This window comes from Photorhabdus sp. RM71S (assembly GCF_042879355.1).
GTDB lineage: Bacteria > Pseudomonadota > Gammaproteobacteria > Enterobacterales > Enterobacteriaceae > Photorhabdus > Photorhabdus kayaii.
Window position 1 is genome coordinate 24,737 of sequence record NZ_JBHFKV010000023.1, and the last position, 19,534, is coordinate 44,270.

General features: G+C 39.6%; 20 protein-coding genes and 3 pseudogenes. 17 read left to right on the forward strand and 6 right to left on the reverse strand.

Annotated features, from left to right (window positions below; genetic code table 11):
* Nucleotides 1–16: 16 nt before the first annotated feature.
* From ACGF5R_RS13355 to ACGF5R_RS13365, 3 genes are read right to left on the reverse strand one after another with little or no spacing between them, the layout of a single operon-like run.
* On the reverse strand, nt 17–961 hold the full coding sequence (locus ACGF5R_RS13355) for a phosphatidate cytidylyltransferase (protein WP_191214902.1): 945 nt from the start codon (nt 959–961) through the stop codon (nt 17–19).
* Complete coding sequence (locus ACGF5R_RS13360; protein WP_112878967.1) at nt 958–1,599, reverse strand: 1-acyl-sn-glycerol-3-phosphate acyltransferase; 642 nt, start codon at nt 1,597–1,599, stop codon at nt 958–960. Before ACGF5R_RS13360 ends, ACGF5R_RS13355 begins: the two co-directional genes overlap by 4 nt.
* Entirely contained in the window at nt 1,592–2,266 is a 675-nt protein-coding gene (locus tag ACGF5R_RS13365; protein ID WP_112878968.1) for a CDP-alcohol phosphatidyltransferase family protein, read from the reverse strand. Before ACGF5R_RS13365 ends, ACGF5R_RS13360 begins: the two co-directional genes overlap by 8 nt.
* Before the next feature lie 384 nt (nt 2,267–2,650).
* Here ACGF5R_RS13365 and ACGF5R_RS13370 point away from each other — a divergent pair, with 384 nt between their 5' ends.
* Nucleotides 2,651–3,001 carry a type II toxin-antitoxin system RelE/ParE family toxin gene (locus tag ACGF5R_RS13370; RefSeq protein WP_112878969.1) on the forward strand — a complete coding sequence of 117 codons (351 nt, stop codon included), beginning with the start codon at nt 2,651–2,653 and terminating at the stop codon, nt 2,999–3,001.
* The gene (locus ACGF5R_RS13375) at nt 2,998–3,303 is read left to right on the forward strand and encodes a helix-turn-helix transcriptional regulator (protein ID WP_238399218.1); all 306 of its coding nucleotides are present in this window, start codon (nt 2,998–3,000) and stop codon (nt 3,301–3,303) included. The genes ACGF5R_RS13370 and ACGF5R_RS13375 overlap by 4 nt, the downstream gene beginning before the upstream one ends.
* Before the next feature lie 663 nt (nt 3,304–3,966).
* Here ACGF5R_RS13375 and ACGF5R_RS13380 read toward each other — a convergent pair.
* Both ACGF5R_RS13380 and ACGF5R_RS13385 read right to left on the reverse strand, forming a co-directional pair.
* A complete protein-coding gene (locus ACGF5R_RS13380) occupies nt 3,967–4,272 on the reverse strand; it encodes a type II toxin-antitoxin system RelE/ParE family toxin (RefSeq protein WP_387691220.1) in 306 nt (101 codons plus the stop codon).
* Between the two features lies 1 nt (nt 4,273).
* Nucleotides 4,274–4,552 (reverse strand): damage-inducible protein J, encoded by a 279-nt coding sequence (locus tag ACGF5R_RS13385; RefSeq protein ID WP_112878970.1) that lies wholly within the window; start codon nt 4,550–4,552, stop codon nt 4,274–4,276.
* Nucleotides 4,553–4,707: 155 nt separating this feature from the next.
* Between ACGF5R_RS13385 and ACGF5R_RS13390 the strand changes: the two are divergent.
* The 5 genes and pseudogenes from ACGF5R_RS13390 to ACGF5R_RS13410 all read left to right on the forward strand — a co-directional run.
* Nucleotides 4,708–5,002: pseudogene (locus ACGF5R_RS13390) on the forward strand (transposase); the annotation flags it as partial.
* A 754-nt stretch (nt 5,003–5,756) separates the two neighbouring features.
* Complete coding sequence (locus ACGF5R_RS13395; protein WP_112877769.1) at nt 5,757–5,999, forward strand: type II toxin-antitoxin system ParD family antitoxin; 243 nt, start codon at nt 5,757–5,759, stop codon at nt 5,997–5,999.
* The gene (locus ACGF5R_RS13400; RefSeq protein WP_387691222.1) at nt 5,992–6,276 is read left to right on the forward strand and encodes a type II toxin-antitoxin system RelE/ParE family toxin; all 285 of its coding nucleotides are present in this window, start codon (nt 5,992–5,994) and stop codon (nt 6,274–6,276) included. The genes ACGF5R_RS13395 and ACGF5R_RS13400 overlap by 8 nt, the downstream gene beginning before the upstream one ends.
* Before the next feature lie 92 nt (nt 6,277–6,368).
* A pseudogene (locus ACGF5R_RS13405) lies at nt 6,369–6,572 on the forward strand (ISKra4 family transposase); the annotation flags it as partial.
* Nucleotides 6,573–6,871: 299 nt separating this feature from the next.
* A pseudogene (locus ACGF5R_RS13410) lies at nt 6,872–7,484 on the forward strand (tyrosine-type recombinase/integrase).
* A gap of 218 nt (nt 7,485–7,702) precedes the next feature.
* Here ACGF5R_RS13410 and cpxP read toward each other — a convergent pair.
* On the reverse strand, nt 7,703–8,197 hold the full coding sequence (gene cpxP, locus ACGF5R_RS13415; RefSeq protein WP_112877771.1) for a cell-envelope stress modulator CpxP: 495 nt from the start codon (nt 8,195–8,197) through the stop codon (nt 7,703–7,705).
* Between the two features lie 157 nt (nt 8,198–8,354).
* Here cpxP and cpxR point away from each other — a divergent pair, with 157 nt between their 5' ends.
* The 10 genes from cpxR to ACGF5R_RS13465 all read left to right on the forward strand — a co-directional run bounded on the left by cpxR (nt 8,355) and on the right by ACGF5R_RS13465 (nt 19,534).
* A complete protein-coding gene (gene cpxR, locus ACGF5R_RS13420) occupies nt 8,355–9,050 on the forward strand; it encodes an envelope stress response regulator transcription factor CpxR (protein WP_112877772.1) in 696 nt (231 codons plus the stop codon).
* Nucleotides 9,047–10,417, forward strand: coding sequence for an envelope stress sensor histidine kinase CpxA (gene cpxA, locus ACGF5R_RS13425; protein ID WP_387691224.1), 1,371 nt, complete (start codon nt 9,047–9,049; stop codon nt 10,415–10,417). The genes cpxR and cpxA overlap by 4 nt, the downstream gene beginning before the upstream one ends.
* Nucleotides 10,418–10,809: 392 nt before the next feature.
* The gene (locus ACGF5R_RS13430; RefSeq protein WP_387691226.1) at nt 10,810–12,120 is read left to right on the forward strand and encodes a nucleotide sugar dehydrogenase; all 1,311 of its coding nucleotides are present in this window, start codon (nt 10,810–10,812) and stop codon (nt 12,118–12,120) included.
* 14 nt (nt 12,121–12,134) lie between these two features.
* On the forward strand, nt 12,135–13,184 hold the full coding sequence (locus ACGF5R_RS13435; protein WP_112877775.1) for a Gfo/Idh/MocA family protein: 1,050 nt from the start codon (nt 12,135–12,137) through the stop codon (nt 13,182–13,184).
* A gap of 18 nt (nt 13,185–13,202) precedes the next feature.
* Complete coding sequence (locus ACGF5R_RS13440; protein WP_112877776.1) at nt 13,203–13,790, forward strand: acyltransferase; 588 nt, start codon at nt 13,203–13,205, stop codon at nt 13,788–13,790.
* Between the two features lie 14 nt (nt 13,791–13,804).
* On the forward strand, nt 13,805–14,875 hold the full coding sequence (locus tag ACGF5R_RS13445; protein WP_387691228.1) for a DegT/DnrJ/EryC1/StrS family aminotransferase: 1,071 nt from the start codon (nt 13,805–13,807) through the stop codon (nt 14,873–14,875).
* Between the two features lie 5 nt (nt 14,876–14,880).
* Nucleotides 14,881–16,104: a lipopolysaccharide biosynthesis protein gene (locus ACGF5R_RS13450; protein WP_387691230.1), complete on the forward strand. Its 1,224-nt coding sequence runs from the start codon at nt 14,881–14,883 to the stop codon at nt 16,102–16,104.
* A gap of 1 nt (nt 16,105) precedes the next feature.
* Nucleotides 16,106–17,215: a D-glucuronyl C5-epimerase family protein gene (locus ACGF5R_RS13455; protein ID WP_387691232.1), complete on the forward strand. Its 1,110-nt coding sequence runs from the start codon at nt 16,106–16,108 to the stop codon at nt 17,213–17,215.
* Nucleotides 17,216–17,561: 346 nt separating this feature from the next.
* A complete protein-coding gene (locus ACGF5R_RS13460; RefSeq protein WP_387691234.1) occupies nt 17,562–18,434 on the forward strand; it encodes a hypothetical protein in 873 nt (290 codons plus the stop codon).
* A gap of 11 nt (nt 18,435–18,445) precedes the next feature.
* Complete coding sequence (locus ACGF5R_RS13465; RefSeq protein ID WP_387691236.1) at nt 18,446–19,534, forward strand: glycosyltransferase; 1,089 nt, start codon at nt 18,446–18,448, stop codon at nt 19,532–19,534.

Here is a 19,534-nt window from a genome sequence, read left to right on the forward strand (position 1 = left end):
ATCTTTTATTTAATCTTTATGTATAAAAATAACGTGTCAGATGGAAAAAGACTGGGGCGGCAAAACATAACGAATCGATCCTATCTAACATGCCACCATGACCTTCAATCATTTCACCGAAATCTTTAATGCCACTATCACGTTTTATCGCCGACATACACAAGCCACCAATAAAGCCCATCAGCGTAATCGCTAATGACATCAAACCTGCCTCCCACGGAGAAAATGGCGTCACCCAATAAAGTGACATTCCTAATAACACTGAAACCAAAATGCCACCAACAAAACCTTCAACTGTTTTATTTGGACTCAATTTAGGCACAATAGGATGTTTGCCAAATAATTTACCAAACACATATTGCAAGACATCTGACATCTGCACCACAATCATTAAAAACAACAATAATTCGACATTCTCCCCTTCATAACCTGGAATATCTAACATCAATAAAGCGGGGGCATGGCTAATACAAAATACAGCAACTAACATACCCCACTGTATTTTGGCTGTCCGTTCCAGAAAGTTCGTTGTATCTCCAGCCAATGCAATACGAGCAGGTAAAAACAGGAAAACATAAACAGGAATGAAAATAGAAAACACACCATACCACTCAATACCAACGGCAACGTATTGCAATGGCATGAAAATAAAGAAACACCAGAACATGGCCTCATGGTCACTTCGTCGTGTTGGTGTCAAAGTGAAAAATTCCCGTAAAGCGAAAAATGACATACTCGCAAATAATAACACTGAACCGATTGGCCCAATAATCACCGACAACACACAAATAATACACATCCCCCACCAGCCACGGATACGGGCATTCAGATTATCGATTGTCGCATTACTGTTATCCCTTGAATATTTGGAGGAAAGTATTGCACCAACAATACTGGCAATAATTAACGGCACGAACATACCACCCAACAACAGGAGTAGTTTATTATTAAGCATAGTCATAATATTAACGCCTCCAATGCCTGACGAGCTCTCTGCAAAAAGTCAGCTTTTTCCTCTTTTGCACCTAACTTTTCCAAAGGTTGCCCAAATGTTGCCGAGCAAATAACAGGAACAACAAGTGCCGAGCCTTTTGGCAAAACCCTATTTAAATTTTCCAGATAAACTGGAATAAGCTCAATATCAGGATATTTCTTCGCTAAATAATATAGCCCCCCTTTAAACTTATTGATTTGTTCCCCACTCCCTCGCGTTCCCTCCGGGAACAAAATTAAAGATTCCCCTCGTTTTAATACATCCTCCATGGGTGTCAGGGTATTTCCCTTTAAACAATCCTCTCCTTTACGATCAATAAGCACAGCCCGAAAAACTTTATTAATAAAATATCTGCGCAGATAAGTTTTACTCCAATAATCACGCGCAGCAACTGGATGCACCCGTGAACGTAACACCCGAGGAAATCCAGCCCAGATAACTAATCCATCCAGATGACTGCTATGATTAGCATAATAAATTCGGGAAACTACCGATGGCTTACACCCAATCCAACGAATTCTCACTCCTGTTAACAAACGGCAAAGCCCAGACAGAAACGAACCCATACCTTTACTTACCAGTGTCCCTGCTTGTGGTTTATTCATTACAAGCATCCTTCTCTTGTAATTCATTCAATATGACTCTGGTTCGCCGAACACATGTCCAGAGACAACCCAACGTGATAACGACTAATACCGCCAATAAAAGATACTGGCTCCATAACTGAGGTAAAAAAGCGGCAACAATTGAACTAACAGTAATTAACGCCATCCGATGCTGTTTCGCCATCGGACCGAGGAAACGCTGAGGTAAACCGCAAGTCCCACCTAATAAGCGAATATAAGCGGTCAAAACAGCTAATAATGCAGTAATACAGCCAAGAGAAACCGCAAATGGAAAAAGTGTTAAACCATACCCCACCCCAATCAGAATAAAAGAATCAGCAATACGATCAGGAAGATCATTAAAAACAGTACCGGCAGCCGTCTTCAATCCCCCTTCAACAGCAACCATGCCATCCAATAAATTACACATTAGTCGGCCTTGAATAAGCAAGGCACCAATAATCAATAAAACTGAAGTCAACCAAAAAGACTCGACTAAAAAACACACGGCAAAACACACGCCAGCTAATACAGCAAAAACAACGCTGGCAACAGATATGCCATTTGGTGTCGCCCCTTTACATTGCAACCATTTAGCCATCTTACTGGCCCACACTGCATTGCGTGTCTTGATCGGACGCCGATCTTTTACCTCGTTACCAGACATACCTTTTCCCTTTTTGAGCACAAATGAACAATCAAATCTACTTAAGTTAAATGAAATAAGATAAACAGGATTGGTTAGAATAACAACAATAAAAAAACCTGCCGGTGGGAAGAGGGAAAACGAAGATAGCGTTCATTTTTACAACTCAATACTATGTAATAAAAGGATTTATTTAAAGAAATATTCAACTTTTTGGGTGCAGTTCAATTGGGGCTTATCAATTCAGAACATCATAAAAAATCTTAATAAAAATTAACTATCACTACTACAAGTACATTAATCTCCCGATCTTACAGCTACCTTTAAGTTACATTAAATACAAAATTACCTTTTGCTCTATATTACTCTACAGGCTAATATTTACTGTGGAATGGGAGATTAACCATGATAGAAATTTTTTTCCATCCATCCGCAAACTCTGAAGTAGATGGATTATCAGAAGAACTACAAGGTAAGTTTTATGCGTTAATAGATACATTATCTGATAAACAGCATGATTTACGAGAACCACACTGCAAGCTACTTGAAAAAAGAAACAAAATTTTCGAATTAAGGACAAGTGACGTAGACAACATAACACGAGCTACATGGTGCTACGGGGAAGAACAAAACACTATTTACATGCTTAGTTTCTTTATTAAAAAGTCACAAAAAACAGATGTAAGAGACAAACAAACAGCTATAAATAGAAAAAAAGACATGATTAAAATGCATGAAAGAGGGGATCTAAAATGAGTAAAATAATGACTTTCCGCGAAAAATTGGAAGCCAAGAAAAGAGAGGGAAACCCTGCATTTATCAAGGCATTTGAAGAAACAAAACAGGCTTTAGACCTACATATTCAATTGCAAGAGGAAATGAGATCATGGAGAGAACAGGCGGGGTTAACAAGTGCACAGGTAGCGGAAAGAATGGGAGTTAAGCCTCCAACAATTTCAAGGCTTGAAAAAAACGCAGATAGGGCAAGCATTGAGAGAATTTTAAAATATGCTAGCGTTTGCGGAGTAAAGGAAATCAAACTTACTATTGCATCGTAAAAAGCCGCCTCAACATAGGTAATGCTGCTCAGTTAAGTTTTTTTTATAACGGGCAGGATATTATTCTAGTATATAAGGCACTGAACGTTCGTTTGGTGCTATCCCATTTTTCTGACCGTATAGATCAGTGGCTTATCCATTGCAAAAAGCTATTGCCAAATCTCCTCAAATGGCAATTAGTTAAACAACCATTGTCTGCAAAATTTTTTGAGATTTTGGGTTACGGCCCCTGTATGGCGTATGCTCATCTAGCACCCGACTATTTGCAATCACGTTAAACCCACTGAATGGCGGCATGGAAATTTAGCAGTAACAAGCAACCGTAGCACTCAAAAGTGTCCACACTTAAAAATTTCCACGCTACTTACAGTTGCTTACAAAAATTTTATCTGATTGATTTTAAAGTGAATTAATCTTAGCCAGATAAAAAAATCCCGCCAAAAGGCGGGGGAAAAGACAGGGATGGTGTTTGTTTTCCAAACATAACACATTGTAATAAAAGGATTTAAAAACAAAAATATCCACACCGTGACCACATCGATATACAAAAAAAGCCCTTCGCATGCCGAGGGGCTTTTTTATAACTCAGTTTACTGTCAGACAAAGAAATGCTCCCAGTTATCTGGCTGGAATATTTTTGAGATTCACCTCAAAGTTTTTTACTTAAAAAAGCCCGGTTATTCTTCTGGAGGTGTGCAATATTCTGAGAATTTTTATATTTTCTATATCCTCATCGTAACGGTAGAGCATGATGAAAGGAAAATGAGGGACAACGAGTTTTCTATAACGTTTATCTGGGCTGTTACGAGCCTTTATGCCTGCATATGGGCTAACTTTCAGAAGTTCAGCCATTTCCGAAAATTTTGTATCAACTTTATCAGCCAATAACAGCCCAGCCTGTTCAAAGAAGTAGAAATAAATTTGCTCCCGGTCAGTTTGGGCGATTTCTTCCCATGAAATACGTATCACTTTATCCCCTGCTCAGCTTATTACGCAGTAGAGCCATCCGATGATGACTTTCAGAATCATCGATGAAATGAGCCAAGCCATTTTCACATCGGTCAATTGCTTTCTCAATTTCCGCTTCTAACCAGTGAGCATGGGTATTTTTTTGATACTCACGTTCTTCATTCGCCAACTCTTCGGCTTTTTGTCTCATTAACTTTGTTAAGTCTGTCTGATGGCGTTTGGCAGCTTGCATGGCTAAACGCTTGGTTTCTTCATCAATACGAAAATGAATCGTCTCCATTCACCCTCCTTCGTTCACTATTGCCTCAAAGAATGTTGTCATTTGTGTTGTCACATTAGCACAATAACCTATAACAACAATGTTGTTTTCAAAGAAAACAATCAGATTATTGACAAAGTGTTGGTTTTTTATCCGGCACTTTGCCAATAATCTGAAAAATGATAACCCGCCATATCTGGGAGGCCAGTAAAGAGCAGGCCAGAGAAAACCGATTAACCCTATGGGGGAATAAAGATCTACAAACGACGAAAGGAGGTGATAGAGCGCAGTTTCGCGGATACGAAACAACATCACAGACACCGTTATACCCGTTTTCGTGGGTTGCAGAAAGTGCAAATACAGTGTTTTTTGGCAGCAACAGCCCAAAATATCAAGAAGATAACATTGCTGATCGCAATGCTTTGTTGCTTTTATTTCTGGAGAACAAGCATTTTATTGCAGGAGAAGTGAAAATAACGCCCTAACGGGGGATTAGACCGGGTTAATGAGGAAAATGGAGACATTATGATTCATAATGAAAGAAACCCCTTTATTTTCAACGAGGTTTGTCAGCAGTTTGAAACCCCTCATATATGTATGAAGGGTTATAAGCCCTTTGCGGGAGAAATTTCTAACAAAGCCCTCATGGGGAATAATCATACTCTAGTTGATAGAATCCAAAAGCCAACTTTCAGATTTACCGATAAGACTTTGATGTGCCGATGATTTTGATTATTGCACGTTGTATCTTTTCAACATCTTCACACGTCAAATATGGCTGAAATTGTTCATAGCTAAAATAACGTGCTTAAGCACCAAAAATATTCGTTTTTAGTAACTGATATTCATGTCACTTCACCTTGCCAAAAAATTTATATACAAGCCATCTTTACATAAATCAACTATATTAAATAAAATATATAGCAATTAAATCTTTAATTATCATAAATATAGGTAGTTGCCGGGTAGCTGCAATAACTGCCAACTTTTCTCTACATCAACCATAAGAACAAAAACATTCATTTGTGCAATCCCATTCGTGATTTATCCATTGCAAAAAGCTATTGCCAAATCTCCTCAAATGGCAATTAGTTAACGCAACCATTGTCTGCAAAATTTATTGGCATTGCTGATCGGGTTGGTAGGACGGACTAAGCAGAACGTTGGTAATGCGGCCTGATCTGCTGTATACATGATGTATTAACTATTAATACATTGGTGAGATATGAGAAAAATTACTACTGTCAGTATGGGCGAACAGCTTGACGGGTTCGTACAGCACATGATTGAAAGTGGCCGTTATGGAAATGCCAGTGAAGTTATACGTTCGGCGCTGCGTTTGCTGGAGCAACAAGAAGCTTACGATGAGATTGTACGCAAGGCGGTTATTGCTGGCTTGGAAAGTGGGGAAAGCTCGCTGACTCTACGGGATATAGCGGAACAACGGAAACGCAGACATAATGTATAAGCTCACGGATCAGGCTGCTGAAGATTTTGCTGGGATTTATGATTATACACTTTTGCAGCTCGGTGAAGCTCAGGCTGACCATTATACGGAGGCACTGGAAGCATTTTTTGACACGCTAGCAGAGATGCCACATATAGGGAGGGAATACCTATCTGTCCCAGGTGTAATGTGGGTTGAGTTTCACCGCCACACGGTTTTCTATACTATCCGGGATACCGATATTCTGATTGCGCGTATCCTTCATCAACAGATGAATCACCCCCGTCATCTTCTTTGAGCGGGCGGGTGCTACGTTGTGCTGTGGCGTAGCTGTCTCGTCCTGCGAGCTGCCATCACTGATACAACATCAAAAATCTGCTGGACTTTATCAATAATCTGGTAATGACCCTAAATTATGGGGAAATGTACCGATATGGAGAACCTATTTCTTCTACGTTCGTTGAATCCACGATCAATGAAGTCATATCTAAGCACATGGTGAAAAAACAGCAAATGCAATGGCGCCAACGGGGCACACATTATTTACTACAGACTCGAACAAAGGTATTAAATGGTGATTTAAAAGCCAAATTTGCGCATTGATATCCAAGTATAAAATTAAGTGAAGAAAGGGTAACTATTTTACAGAAACTGTTGCAGCAATAAGTGCCGTCCTACAAATTACCAATCACCCCAAATTTGAAAAATACACACTCTGGCTAATAACGGGAAAGATTGCCCCAGAATCAGGGCAAATTAGCCCAACGCTCTCCCCTGATGGTGCAGACATCAAAACGTCACACCACTCAGACCGGAAAACTGGCTAACACTACATGAGGAATTAATCGACTGGATCGACAGTCAATCAATTTGTTGCATCGGAGGGCTTCACTATGCCAATTAAGAAGCTCGATGATGGTCGTTATATGGTGGACATTAGACCTCTTGGGCGACAAGGAAATCGCATCAGGAGAACATTCAACAAGAAGACAGAAGCTATTGCCTTCGAACGTCATTCAATGGCAAATGCTCAAAAACTCAGTACAAGAACTGATAGACAAGACCTTAGTGATTTACTGAACTTATGGTGGCTATATCACGGACAAACCGCAGAGAACAGCACTATAGAAAAACGACAACTGATGAAGACAATCAGGCAGTTAAATGATCCATCTATAAACCGTCTCAACAAGCATGTTTTATTGGAACACCGCAGTAATCGTCTGGCTGATGGGATCAAAGCGTCAACGATAAATCGGGATATGTATCGTCTATCAGGAATGATAACGACATTGCAAAAACTTGAAGTTTTTAGCGGTAGCAACACACGTTCTACGCCACACATTCGCAAGTCATTTTGTGATGAAAGGTGGAAACATTGTTGCACTGCAACAAATACTCGGTCATGCCAATATACAACAAACTATGGCGTATGCTCATCTAGCACCCGACTATTTGCAATTTGCAATCACGTTAAACCCACTGAATAGCGGCATGGAAATTTAGCAGTAACAAGCAACCGTAGCACTCAAAAGTGCCCACACTTAAAAATTTCCACGCTACTTACAGTTGCTTACAAAAATTTTATCTGATTGATTTTAAAGTGAATTAATCTTAGCCAGATAAAAAAATCCCGCCAAAAGGCGGGGGAAAAGACAGGGATGGTGTCTATGGCAAGGAAAAATTCTCGTTTGCTACTACTTTGCTTCTATGGGTACTACAAATCAGTTCGGTAACTGAGACATACGCTGCCGATAATGTTGTTCCAATTGTGCTTGTTGCTCAGGCGTCAACAGTTGGTACATCTGGTGATGGATTCGTGCCATTTCAACCTGGTGTTCCACATTACATCTGATCATCCTTTCAATCAGAGCCTTTACAGCCACTCCATCAAAATCCTTCGCAGTGACCAGCTTACGCATCTCTTCTCGCTCTGTGGGACTCATTGACATCGATGAGTGCGGTTGATGTTTCTGCCCTACCAAATCACGCATCTGTTGACGCTGTTGCTCAGTTAAAGTGATACCGCTAAACATATGGTCGTTATCACCAATATCGTTATTATTACGATAATGATAACTTCCTACATTTTTATACTCACAAGGTGCACAATGACCAGGTACCGTAGCAGCGTGCATTGTACTTGCTGTTCCAGCTAAAGATGCAGTCGAGCTAAGAACAAATATTGACGCTAAAACTAACGCTGCTATGTTACGCATTAAACAATTCCTCGTTTCCCCGAACGATGCTATTAGGTCCAATGTGGACAACTATACCTACGCGGCTGCAAACTAGCGTCAGAGGCTTGTAAAAGAACGTAAAGTCGTGGAATAGCAAAGTTTGTTATCGTATTTTTGCTCTTGGAGGAAGTAATCGATGCATAAAATCCTATTAGTTGATGATGACCGTGAACTGACATCACTATTAAAAGAATTACTTGAAATGGAAGGATTTAACGTTGTTGTCGCTCATGACGGAGAGCAGGCATTAAAATTCCTTGACGATTCTATCGACTTATTACTACTCGATATTATGATGCCGCGTAAAAATGGCATTACGACATTAAAGGAGCTTCGTCTACACCATCAAACTCCAGTCATCATGCTGACAGCGCGAGGAAGTGATTTGGATCGTGTTCTGGGACTAGAATTAGGGGCAGATGACTATCTTGCCAAACCATTTAATGATCGTGAGCTAGTGGCACGTATACGTGCTATTCTTCGCCGCTCAAACTGGAGTGAACAACAGCAAACAGACAATGGCCCACCCACGCTTCAGGTCGATAACCTACAATTGAACCCTGGCCGACAGGAAGCCAACTTTGCTAATCAAATTCTCGATTTAACCGGTACCGAATTTACTTTACTCTATCTATTAGCTCAACATTTAGGTCAAGTTGTCTCCCGTGAACACTTGAGCCAAGAAGTATTAGGTAAGCGACTCACGCCATTTGACCGCGCAATTGATATGCATATCTCTAACCTACGCCGTAAATTGCCTGAGCGGGAAGATGGACTCCCCTGGTTTAAGACCTTACGTGGCCGAGGATATTTAATGGTTTCTGCGACATGATAAACAGTTTGACGGCACGCATCTTCGCAATTTTTTGGTTTACTCTGGCGTTAGTCCTAATGTTGGTATTAATGGTGCCGAAACTGGATTCCAGACAACTGACCTCTCTGCTGGAAAATGAATACCGGCAGGGAGTCATGCTGGAACAACATATCGAAGCTGAATTAGCTCAAGATCCCGCTAACGATTTACTTTGGTGGCGCCGTTTATTTCGCGCGATTGAAAAATGGGCCCCCCCAAGTCAGCGCCTAATACTGGTCACCAGCGAAGGGCGCGTTATTGGCGCACAAAGAAGTGAAATGCAAGTTGTCCGTAACTTTATTGGACAATCAGATAACGCTGATCATCCTAAAAAGAAAAAATATGGCCGCTCTGAAATGCTAGGGCCCTTTTCCATTAGAGATGGAGAAGATCATTATCAACTTTATTTAGTTCGTCCAGCGAATAGCCCACAATCGGATTTTATTAATCTGATGTTTGACCGGCCGCTATTATTATTAACTGCCACCATGTTAATCAGTGCGCCACTCCTATTATGGCTGGCATGGAGTTTGGCTAAGCCTGCCCGTAAATTAAAAAATGCCGCAGACGATGTTGCTAAAGGTAATTTACGCCAGCATCCAGAACTGGAAGCCGGCCCACAAGAATTTCTGGCCGCCGGTAACAGCTTCAACCAGATGATCAGTGTATTGGAAAGAATGGTCACCGCACAACAACGGTTAATTTCCGATATCTCCCATGAACTACGCACGCCTCTCACCCGTTTACAACTTGCGACAGCATTACTTCGCCGCCGTCATGGTGAAAATAAAGAACTGGAAAGAATAGAGACAGAAGCCCAACGGCTAGACAGCATGATTAACGATCTGTTAGTACTCTCCCGCAGTCAGCATAAAAATGAACTGTTGAGAGAAAACATCAAAATGACAGATTTATGGAACGATATTCTTGACAATGCCCGCTTCGAAGCTGAACAGATGGATAAAACCCTTGAAGTAACCTTACCACCGAGTTCCTGGGCAATTTACTGCAACCCATTAGCACTTAGCAGTGCTTTTGAAAATATCGTGCGTAATGCCTTACGCTACTCCCACCACCATATTGCGGTCGTATTTCACACCGATAGTCAAGGGATCACCATTACCGTTGATGATGACGGCCCAGGCGTCAACCCGGAAGACCGTGAACACATATTCCGCCCTTTCTACCGTACAGACGAAGCCCGTGATCGAGAATCCGGTGGCACTGGCCTTGGCTTAGCCATTGTTGAAACCGCAATTAACCAGCACCGCGGTTGGGTTCGTGCTGAGGACAGCCCACTCGGCGGCTTACGCTTGGTTATTTGGCTACCACTTCATGGCCGGTAATACAGATTTCCGCTAAGCTTATTATACAAATTTATTAAATAAATAAATTTTATTTATACTTGACCCAATGAGTCTGACGGTTTAACCTCCCCTGTTATTCATTAAAAAACCTTATATTTCATTGCTTTTCTATTACAGCAGACAAAAGCATTGAAAAATCAAAACAGTAGATAAAATTATAACGTTCTATGGAGTTCTGGGAGCCAATAACCTAGTGCGGTAGCTTTATTATTACCTTATTTATTATTTCAGTAATATATCTTACACAATCTATTTAAAAAGCTTGTTAAAGTTTCACCTGCCAAATAAAACTTATGGCAATAGATAGCACCCTATTAAAAACAAAATGTAATTTATTTTCATAAGTTTTATTTTTACTTAAAAGGCAAAATATGTCCTCACTCAACATTCTCACCGAGAAATTTGATAATAAAACCGCCACCATTGCCATTGTTGGCCTGGGTTATGTTGGCTTACCGTTAATGCTCCGATATAACGATATCGGCTTTAAAGTGATTGGTTTCGATATTGATAAAGAAAAAACAGATAAACTCAATCAAGGCCAAAGTTACATTGAACATATTCCCTCCGCCAAAATCAGTCACGCGATAAATACCGGTTTTGAAGCCACCACAGATTTCACCAACATCGCTCAATGCGATGCCATTATTCTTTGCGTCCCAACGCCGTTAAATAAATACCGTGAACCCGATATTAGTTTCGTGATTAACACCACCGATAGGGTAAAACCGTATTTAAGAGCCGGGCAAGTCCTCTCTTTAGAAAGTACTACTTATCCGGGCACCACCGAAGAAGAATTATTACCCAGAGTTGAAGAGAGCGGGTTAACCGTCGGTGAAGACATCTTTTTGGTCTATTCACCGGAACGCGAAGACCCGGGTAACCCTGATTTCGAAACCCGCACCATTCCTAAAGTCATCGGCGGTCATACTGAAAACTGCTTAAAAGCCGGTATCGCCGTGTATCAACACGCCATTGACCAGGTGGTTCCCGTCAGTTCAACCAAAGCCGCCGAGATGACAAAACTTCTGGAGAATATCCATCGGGCAGTCAATATCGGCTTAGTCAACGAAATGAAACTCGTTGCCGATAAAATGGGCATTGATATCCACGAAGTGATTAGAGCCGCAGCAACCAAACCTTTCGGCTTTGTTCCCTATTATCCCGGCCCCGGATTAGGCGGGCACTGTATTCCAATTGATCCCTTCTATTTAACCTGGAAAGCCCGAGAATATGGTATTAATACCCGCTTTATTGAACTCTCCGGTGAAGTCAATTCCTCCATGCCCGATTATGTGGTCACCAAAACCGTATTAGCGCTGAATAAAGCGAATAAATCCATTAATGGCAGCCACATATTAATCCTCGGCATCGCTTATAAAAAGAATGTGGATGATATGAGAGAAAGCCCCTCAGTACATATTATGGAAAAATTAAGCGAATTAGGGGCCAATATTGAATATGCCGATCCGCATGTCCCGGTCTTTCCGAAAATGCGTGAACATCATTTTAATTTAATCAGTCAGCCCATCACGGAAAATAGTCTCAAAACCTTCGACTGCGTTATTTTAGCCACCGATCACGATAAATTTGATTATGAATTAATTATCAATCACGCCAAATTAGTCGTCGATACTCGTGGTAAATACTCCCCCAATCACACAAACATTATCAAAGCTTAACTTAGGATAAGATTATGCTGAGCACGATCAACGACAGAAAGATAAGATTTGCTTTAGTCGGTTGTGGACGGATCGCTAAAAATCATTTCAATTCTCTGGAAATACATCAAGAAGCGGCCGAATTAGTCGCCGTCTGTGATAACGATCAAGACGCATTAAACACAGCAGTAGAAAAAACCGGCGTCCCGGGTTTCAGCGACTTAAATACGATGTTAGATAACATCACAGCGGATATCATTATCCTGACCACCCCATCCGGCCTTCACCCAGCACAGGCGATAACCTGTTTTGATAAAGGCTTTCACGTCGTCACCGAAAAGCCGATGGCCACCCGATTAGCTGATGGGGAAAACATGGTTAAGGCCGCGGATAAAGCCGGAAAACACCTCTTTGTCGTCAAACAAAACCGCTTAAATGCCACCTTGCAATTACTGAAACGGGCAGTCAGCGAAAAACGGTTTGGCAAAATCCACCTGGTCCACCTCAATGTTTTCTGGACCCGTCCCCAGGCCTATTATGACCAGGCCGCCTGGCGGGGCACCTGGGAATTTGATGGCGGCGCCTTCATGAATCAGGCGAGCCACTATGTGGATTTAATTGAATGGCTAATCGGCCCGGTCAAAGATGTTCAGGCCATGACCTCGACCCACTTAGATATCGAAACGGAAGATACCGGGGTACTCAATATCCGCTGGCGGGATGGCACATTAGGCTCGATGGCCGTTACCATGTGCACTTATCCGCAAAATCTCGAAGGTTCAATCACCCTCTTAGGGGAAAAAGGCACGGTCAGAGTGGGGGGTTTAGCCGTCAATGAAATCCAGGAATGGCATTTCGCTGACGAAAAAGAGTATGACCAACAAGTCAAAGCCGCCAATTACGAAACCACTTCCGTTTATGGCTTTGGTCACCCGCTTTATTATAAAAATGTCATTGAGGTGATGAAAGGCGACGCCAAACCGATAACCGATGGCCGGGAAGGCTTAAAATCCTTAGAACTGCTTATCGCCGCCTATTTATCCGCCAGAGATAATAAAACCATCTCTTTACCTTTAACCTATTAAATCAATGGAACCGGTTTCATGTCAGCAGAACACGTAATGATACATTCCAGTGCCATTGTTGATGAAGGAGCGCAAATCGGGAAAAACAGCCGTATCTGGCATTTCACCCATATCTGTTCTGGCGCGCAAATCGGCGAAGGTTGTTCTTTAGGACAAAATGTCTTTATTGGCAATAAAGTCACCATCGGCAATCACTGCAAAATACAAAATAATGTCTCGGTTTATGACAATGTTCATCTGGAAGATGGGGTATTTTGTGGCCCCAGCATGGTGTTCACCAATGTCTATAACCCCCGTTCATTAATTGAAAGAAAAAGTGAATATCGAAATACGCGGGTAAAAAAAGGCGCCACCTTAGGCGCCAACTGTACCATTATTTGCGGCACTACCATTGGCGCTTATGCCTTTATTGGCGCCGGCGCGGTAGTAAATAAAGATGTTCCCGATTATGCCCTGATGGTAGGTGTGCCGGCCAAACAAATTGGCTGGATGAGTGAATTTGGTGAACAACTCGATTTACCGCTGCACGGGCAAGCCACTACCGCCTGCCCTCATACTCATCATGTTTATCAACTCAATAACCATATTGTCGTGCGAATTAAATAAGCAAGGATAAAGGCATGCAATTTACCGATCTGGCAGCACAGCAACTTAAAATTAAAAATAAAATTGACGCGAATATCCAGAAAGTATTAACACACGGAAAATATATTTTAGGGCCCGAAGTCGACGAATTAGAAGCAAAGCTGATTGCCTACACCGGAGCGCCATATTGTATTACCTGCGCCAATGGCACCGACGCCTTGCAAATTGCCTTAATGGCGATTGGCATTAAACCCGGCGACGAAGTGATTACCCCCGGCTTTACCTACATTGCCACCGCTGAAACCGTTGCGCTACTGGGCGGAGTGCCGGTTTATGTTGACGTCAAGCCCACCACGTATAATTTAGATCCTGCGCAACTCGAAGCCGCAATTACCCCGAAAACCAAAGCGATTATTCCGGTTTCCTTATTCGGCCAATGTGCCGATTTTGACGAAATTAATGCCATCGCAACAAAACATAACCTGACCGTCATAGAAGACGCGGCCCAAAGTTTTGGCGCGACTTATAAAGGCAAACGCTCCTGTAACTTAACGACTATTTCATGTACCAGTTTCTTCCCCAGCAAACCGTTGGGTTGTTACGGCGATGGCGGCGCTATTTTCACCCATGATGAAGAGCTGGCGAAAATTATTCGTCAAATAGCCCGTCATGGGCAAGACCGACGATATCATCATGTCAGAGTCGGGGTGAACAGCCGTTTAGATACTCTGCAAGCAGCTATTCTGCTGCCCAAACTGGAGATATTTGAGGAAGAAATGGCATTACGTCAGACGGTGGCAGAAAACTATCATCAGGCATTGAATAACATCGGCATCCTGACCACGCCATATATTGAGCCACATAATCTCTCCGCCTATGCCCAATATACTATCCGGGTTAAAAACCGCGATGAATTACAACACAAATTAAAAGAACAAGGCATTCCAACCGCCGTGCATTACCCTATTCCACTCAATAAACAACCGGCGGTGGCCAGCCATAGTGTTCTGCCTGTTGGTGACGAAATTGCACAAGAAGTGATTAGTTTGCCGATGCATCCTTATTTATCCGTAGATTTAATTAATAAAATTGCCAGTTCAATTTAAAATCCATGAATTATAAATTATTGAGGAATATATCTGGCTTATTACTCTCATCATTATTCAGCCAGATATTATTATTACTATCAACGCCAGTATTAACAAGACTATTTTCACCGGAAGAATTAGGTATTTATGCTTCCTTTTCATCGCTTTTAAGTGTTTTTGCCGTTGGTGCTTGTCTTCGTTATGAATTTTCAATAAGTTCATCAGAAAAAAATCGTGAAATTAATTCATTAGTCACATTATCTTGCATTATTCCAATAACCATTAGCCTAATAGTTATCACTGTTTTTGCAATATCTAAAACACCAGAAAAAATAATTATAGGAAACTATATATACTATATCCCACTAGGTATTATCACTTATGGGTTTTATCGGGCAGTGAGTTTCAATAGTATAAGAGAAAAACAATACTATGCACTCTCTATCACTAAAATAACGCAAACAGTTGCCATGATTAGCACCCAAATCATTGGCGGCATTGCCCATTTAGGCGCAAGCAGTCTCATCTTAGGCCAAATATTAGGTCAATCATTAGGTGTCCTATTTTTAAGTAAAAGATCCAAATATCGTTTAATTATCAGCAAACATGAACTTAGAAAAATAAGACTACTGGCTAAGAAATATTATCGATTTCCAGTTTATGATTTTCCTGCAGCTTCAATTAACACGTTTAGTAATGAGCTGCCCCAATTATTTATCATGTCCACCTATGGGCTAAAATCGGCAGGATTTTATTTAATTGCATCCAGAATATCAGGCGCTCCAATTACACTATTAACCCAAACCGTTTCGTCTATATTACAAGGATACTTAAAAGACACACTTATATCACCTTTCTTAAAGATAAAAAAGACATTTTATTGTCTAACGCTCATTGCTATTTTATTCGCTATAGTGACATACTTCACGGGCATACCGATCATAAGCTTTATTTTCGGTGAAGAATGGCTTGAATCAGGTAAATATCTATTATGTTTAATACCGCACTTATGCGGACAAATAATATATTCATCGTTATCGATATATTTATCCATCTATGAACATCAGAAAAGCAATTTATTTATTCAAACAATATCGATTATATTAAGATTAATCGCCCTCCTTACTGGATATCTATTAGGCGATATTTACCTTACCCTGTTATTATTTTCACTCACAAGTTTTGTTCTTTATATGACAAGTACGGCTTATATTTTAAAATTATCTTTCATGCATAAAGAAGGTTAACATGAAGAAAATCATAATAAAAATAATTCCCTATATCATTATCGTGATGATTGTCAGCTATACATTCAATAAATATGCTTATGAGCTAGACGAATTCAATGGCAATGTGAGAAACCTAGTCATGAAAGGGAAATTCACTCAACGCGAATTTAATAGCAATGGTTTTCCTTTATCTCACTCACCTCATATTCCAGAGCCATTCTTATCCCCATTTTATGTTGTCCACTATGGTCTGATATACTCTTCTTTAGGCTTAAATAATAAAGATAACACCAATATATTATGGCGAACCGATTCATCCTTACCGGGATGGAATGTACCGCCACCTCAATTCAATCAAAATGAATTAATTACTAATTTTAAATTTTCAGCCGATTGGTTATTTAATAATATAAAATTATTTCATGGTGAAAGTCATTACTTATATGATTTTGATTGGTCATATAAAGGCTACAAAAATAATAAACTCTATGCCCCTTGGTGGTCTGGGCTAACCGATGCCTATGCCATTATTCTCTTATTAAGAGCTTATGACTATTTTGGTGATGATAAATATTTGCTGACTTCGAAATTACTATATCAATCATCACTCGCGCCTATCCATAAAGGCGGAAGTTTAACAACATTAGATAATATGCCCTGGATTGAAGAGTATGTTGATCCTCAAGCCAATTCAGACCAATTAGCTTTTGTATTAAACGGTATGGTCTACTCTACTTATGGTATTGAATCTTTTGAAAATTATCTAAATATAGATGAAAATACCAAAATATCCGATAAATTATATCAATCAATCAGTCATAATATATTTAAGTTCAACATAAAAAACGAATGGTCCAGCTATGATTTAATTGGCAATCCAAGCAACATTAAATATCATAAAATACATACCCTTCTTTTAAAAGATCTAATAGATAGAAATCAAAATTTTAAAAATAAAAAAATAATAGATTTATATAATAATTGGAATAACTCCGCCGTTAATAGCGGGTACTATTACATAAAACATGGCCCTACAAGTTGGGCATACTATCAATTCATCACTATGTATTTTCTGTCTATCTTAGTATTATCATCCATTTACTTTTTTATCAGAAAAAATGCAAAATAATATTAAAATAATCCTGAAAATATTTATCTATCAGGTTATTATCTACCTGAATTCAGTGCTTATATTAGATACATTCCATGAGGTAAGAGGCTATAATATTACCCCACAAGGTTACTTAAGTATTTTTTTCTGTTGGATATCATTTTTACCACTCATTTTACTCAACAATCAAAAAAATCCCGTGATGGTTTTTTTATGGTTAATCTATATCACTTACATTATACCGGTATCAATTATATTCCCACTGATTAATTCAGCTTCTGTCTATTCAATCATTTTCGTATGCACAATAAACATATTATTTTTCTCATCTATATTATTCTTTCGGATAATAGATAGAATAACCATGCCGAAACTAAAAATCCCGTGGGATTTATATAAAATACTGATAATAGGATGTGGTATTATTGTACTCTTATTCGTCATGAGTAATCCTGGATTAAATTTAATACCTCCTAATATATTTAAAGTTTATTCCGTGAGACAGCACTTTAAAGACAACACGCCGCTACTCACTATGTACATCATCACCAATGGGGGATATGTTATCTCACCATTGCTATTATTAGCTTCACTCTATATCAGAGGTCCGATTAAATATGTCCTCATTACAATAAGCATTATGATTTCCTATTTAATCTACAGCTCCTCAGGATTAAAAAGCATAGCATTCATGAATCTCGCCGTTATCATTCTATTCTTCTATATAAAAGGAACAAGATCGATAAGTAACTCGGTGATAAATATCATTCTCTATTTATTCCTTGCTGCCGGGATATTATATTTTATTTTCGATTTTTATGATCCACTGATACATTGGCTACGCAGAGTATTCTTCACACCGACATTAAATACCTATTACTTTTATGATTATATCTACAACAACAACAGTGAATTTACGACAGAAGCGCCTCAAATAGTTTCTCAAATCTATTATGGCACCTCAGGTTCAGCGAATACTGGCTTTATTGGCGACGGTATAGCCAGATACGGCACACTGGGTTTAATCATAAACTTTTTTATATTTAATATATTGCTCTTTGCAATGAACCTGAGTTCAAAAAAAGTTCCATTTGAATTTTCAACAACACTCTATTTACCCTTCGTATACACAATATCAAACTCAGCGATTACAGCACTGCTACTGACCTATGGGCTGCTGGCATTAAGCATATTATTATTTTTATTCCCAACGAAAACTAACAAAATACCCTTATGAAAATCACACACATGACCTCGGTACATCCACGTTTCGACACCCGTATTTTCCTAAAAGAATGTTCTGCCTTACAAAAAGAACATGAGGTCTCCCTTATTGTCGCAGATGGTAAAGGTAATGAAATCAAGAATAACATTGCTATCATTGATGTCGGTATATTACCTGGTCGATTAAATAGAATCTTTAAAACAACCAATAAAGTTTATAAAAAAGCATTAGAATTAGATTCTGACTTATATCATTTCCATGATCCAGAGCTCATCCCTATCGGACTAAAACTGAAAAAGAAAGGTAAAATAGTTATTTTTGATTCCCATGAGGATGTCCCTAAACAAATTTTTGGCAAGCCCTATTTAAATAAATTTACTAAGATTATTATCTCAAAATTATTCGCTCTCTACGAGAAGTATTCGACGCCTAAATTTGACGGCATTATTACGGCTACACCGTCAATAAGAGATAAATTCTTAAAACTCAATAACAACACCATAGACATTAATAACTATCCCATATTAGGCGAGTTGCATAATAAACATGCCAACTGGCACGAAAAAGAAAAACAAGTCTGCTATGTCGGCGGCATTTCCGACATTAGAGGTATAGCCGAGATGGTTGAATCCCTCTCTCACCTCACGACGAATACAAAAATGAAACTCGCGGGCAATTTTTCGGATAACAATCTAGAGAATAAAATAAAAAGCATGAAAAATTGGCACAAAATAGATGCACTGGGATTTTTAAATCGCATAGAAACCAAAGAACTATTATCTAAATCTATTGCGGGTATCGTTCTATATCATCCACTCCCCAATCATATTGATGCCCAACCCAATAAAATATTCGAATATATGAGTGCGGGCATCCCTGTTATCGCTTCAAATTTCCCATTATGGAAAGAGATTGTTGTAAAAAACCATTGTGGTATTTGTGTCGATCCATTAAACCCTAAAGAAATAGCGAATGCGATAGACTACTTATCAAATAACCCTGATATAGCAGAAGAAATGGGTAGTAATGGGCTTATCGCAGTCAATGAAAAATACAATTGGGATATTGAACAAAATAAACTTAACAACTTTTACCAACAAATTGGACGTTAA

Coding starts and splice junctions, on each gene's coding strand:
- ACGF5R_RS13435 (WP_112877775.1), top strand. CDS start 12,135: ATGCTGAGCACGATCAACGACAGAAAGATAAGATTTGCTTTAGTCGGT.
- ACGF5R_RS13395 (WP_112877769.1), top strand. CDS start 5,757: ATGAGAAAAATTACTACTGTCAGTATGGGCGAACAGCTTGACGGGTTC.
- ACGF5R_RS13355 (WP_191214902.1), bottom strand. CDS start 961: ATGACTATGCTTAATAATAAACTACTCCTGTTGTTGGGTGGTATGTTC.
- cpxA (WP_387691224.1), top strand. CDS start 9,047: ATGATAAACAGTTTGACGGCACGCATCTTCGCAATTTTTTGGTTTACT.
- ACGF5R_RS13460 (WP_387691234.1), top strand. CDS start 17,562: ATGCCGAAACTAAAAATCCCGTGGGATTTATATAAAATACTGATAATA.
- ACGF5R_RS13370 (WP_112878969.1), top strand. CDS start 2,651: ATGATAGAAATTTTTTTCCATCCATCCGCAAACTCTGAAGTAGATGGA.
- ACGF5R_RS13430 (WP_387691226.1), top strand. CDS start 10,810: ATGTCCTCACTCAACATTCTCACCGAGAAATTTGATAATAAAACCGCC.
- ACGF5R_RS13450 (WP_387691230.1), top strand. CDS start 14,881: ATGAATTATAAATTATTGAGGAATATATCTGGCTTATTACTCTCATCA.
- ACGF5R_RS13465 (WP_387691236.1), top strand. CDS start 18,446: ATGACCTCGGTACATCCACGTTTCGACACCCGTATTTTCCTAAAAGAA.
- cpxR (WP_112877772.1), top strand. CDS start 8,355: ATGCATAAAATCCTATTAGTTGATGATGACCGTGAACTGACATCACTA.
- ACGF5R_RS13445 (WP_387691228.1), top strand. CDS start 13,805: ATGCAATTTACCGATCTGGCAGCACAGCAACTTAAAATTAAAAATAAA.
- ACGF5R_RS13440 (WP_112877776.1), top strand. CDS start 13,203: ATGTCAGCAGAACACGTAATGATACATTCCAGTGCCATTGTTGATGAA.
- ACGF5R_RS13455 (WP_387691232.1), top strand. CDS start 16,106: ATGAAGAAAATCATAATAAAAATAATTCCCTATATCATTATCGTGATG.
- ACGF5R_RS13400 (WP_387691222.1), top strand. CDS start 5,992: ATGTATAAGCTCACGGATCAGGCTGCTGAAGATTTTGCTGGGATTTAT.
- ACGF5R_RS13385 (WP_112878970.1), bottom strand. CDS start 4,552: ATGGAGACGATTCATTTTCGTATTGATGAAGAAACCAAGCGTTTAGCC.
- ACGF5R_RS13365 (WP_112878968.1), bottom strand. CDS start 2,266: ATGTCTGGTAACGAGGTAAAAGATCGGCGTCCGATCAAGACACGCAAT.
- ACGF5R_RS13375 (WP_238399218.1), top strand. CDS start 2,998: ATGAGTAAAATAATGACTTTCCGCGAAAAATTGGAAGCCAAGAAAAGA.
- ACGF5R_RS13360 (WP_112878967.1), bottom strand. CDS start 1,599: ATGAATAAACCACAAGCAGGGACACTGGTAAGTAAAGGTATGGGTTCG.
- cpxP (WP_112877771.1), bottom strand. CDS start 8,197: ATGCGTAACATAGCAGCGTTAGTTTTAGCGTCAATATTTGTTCTTAGC.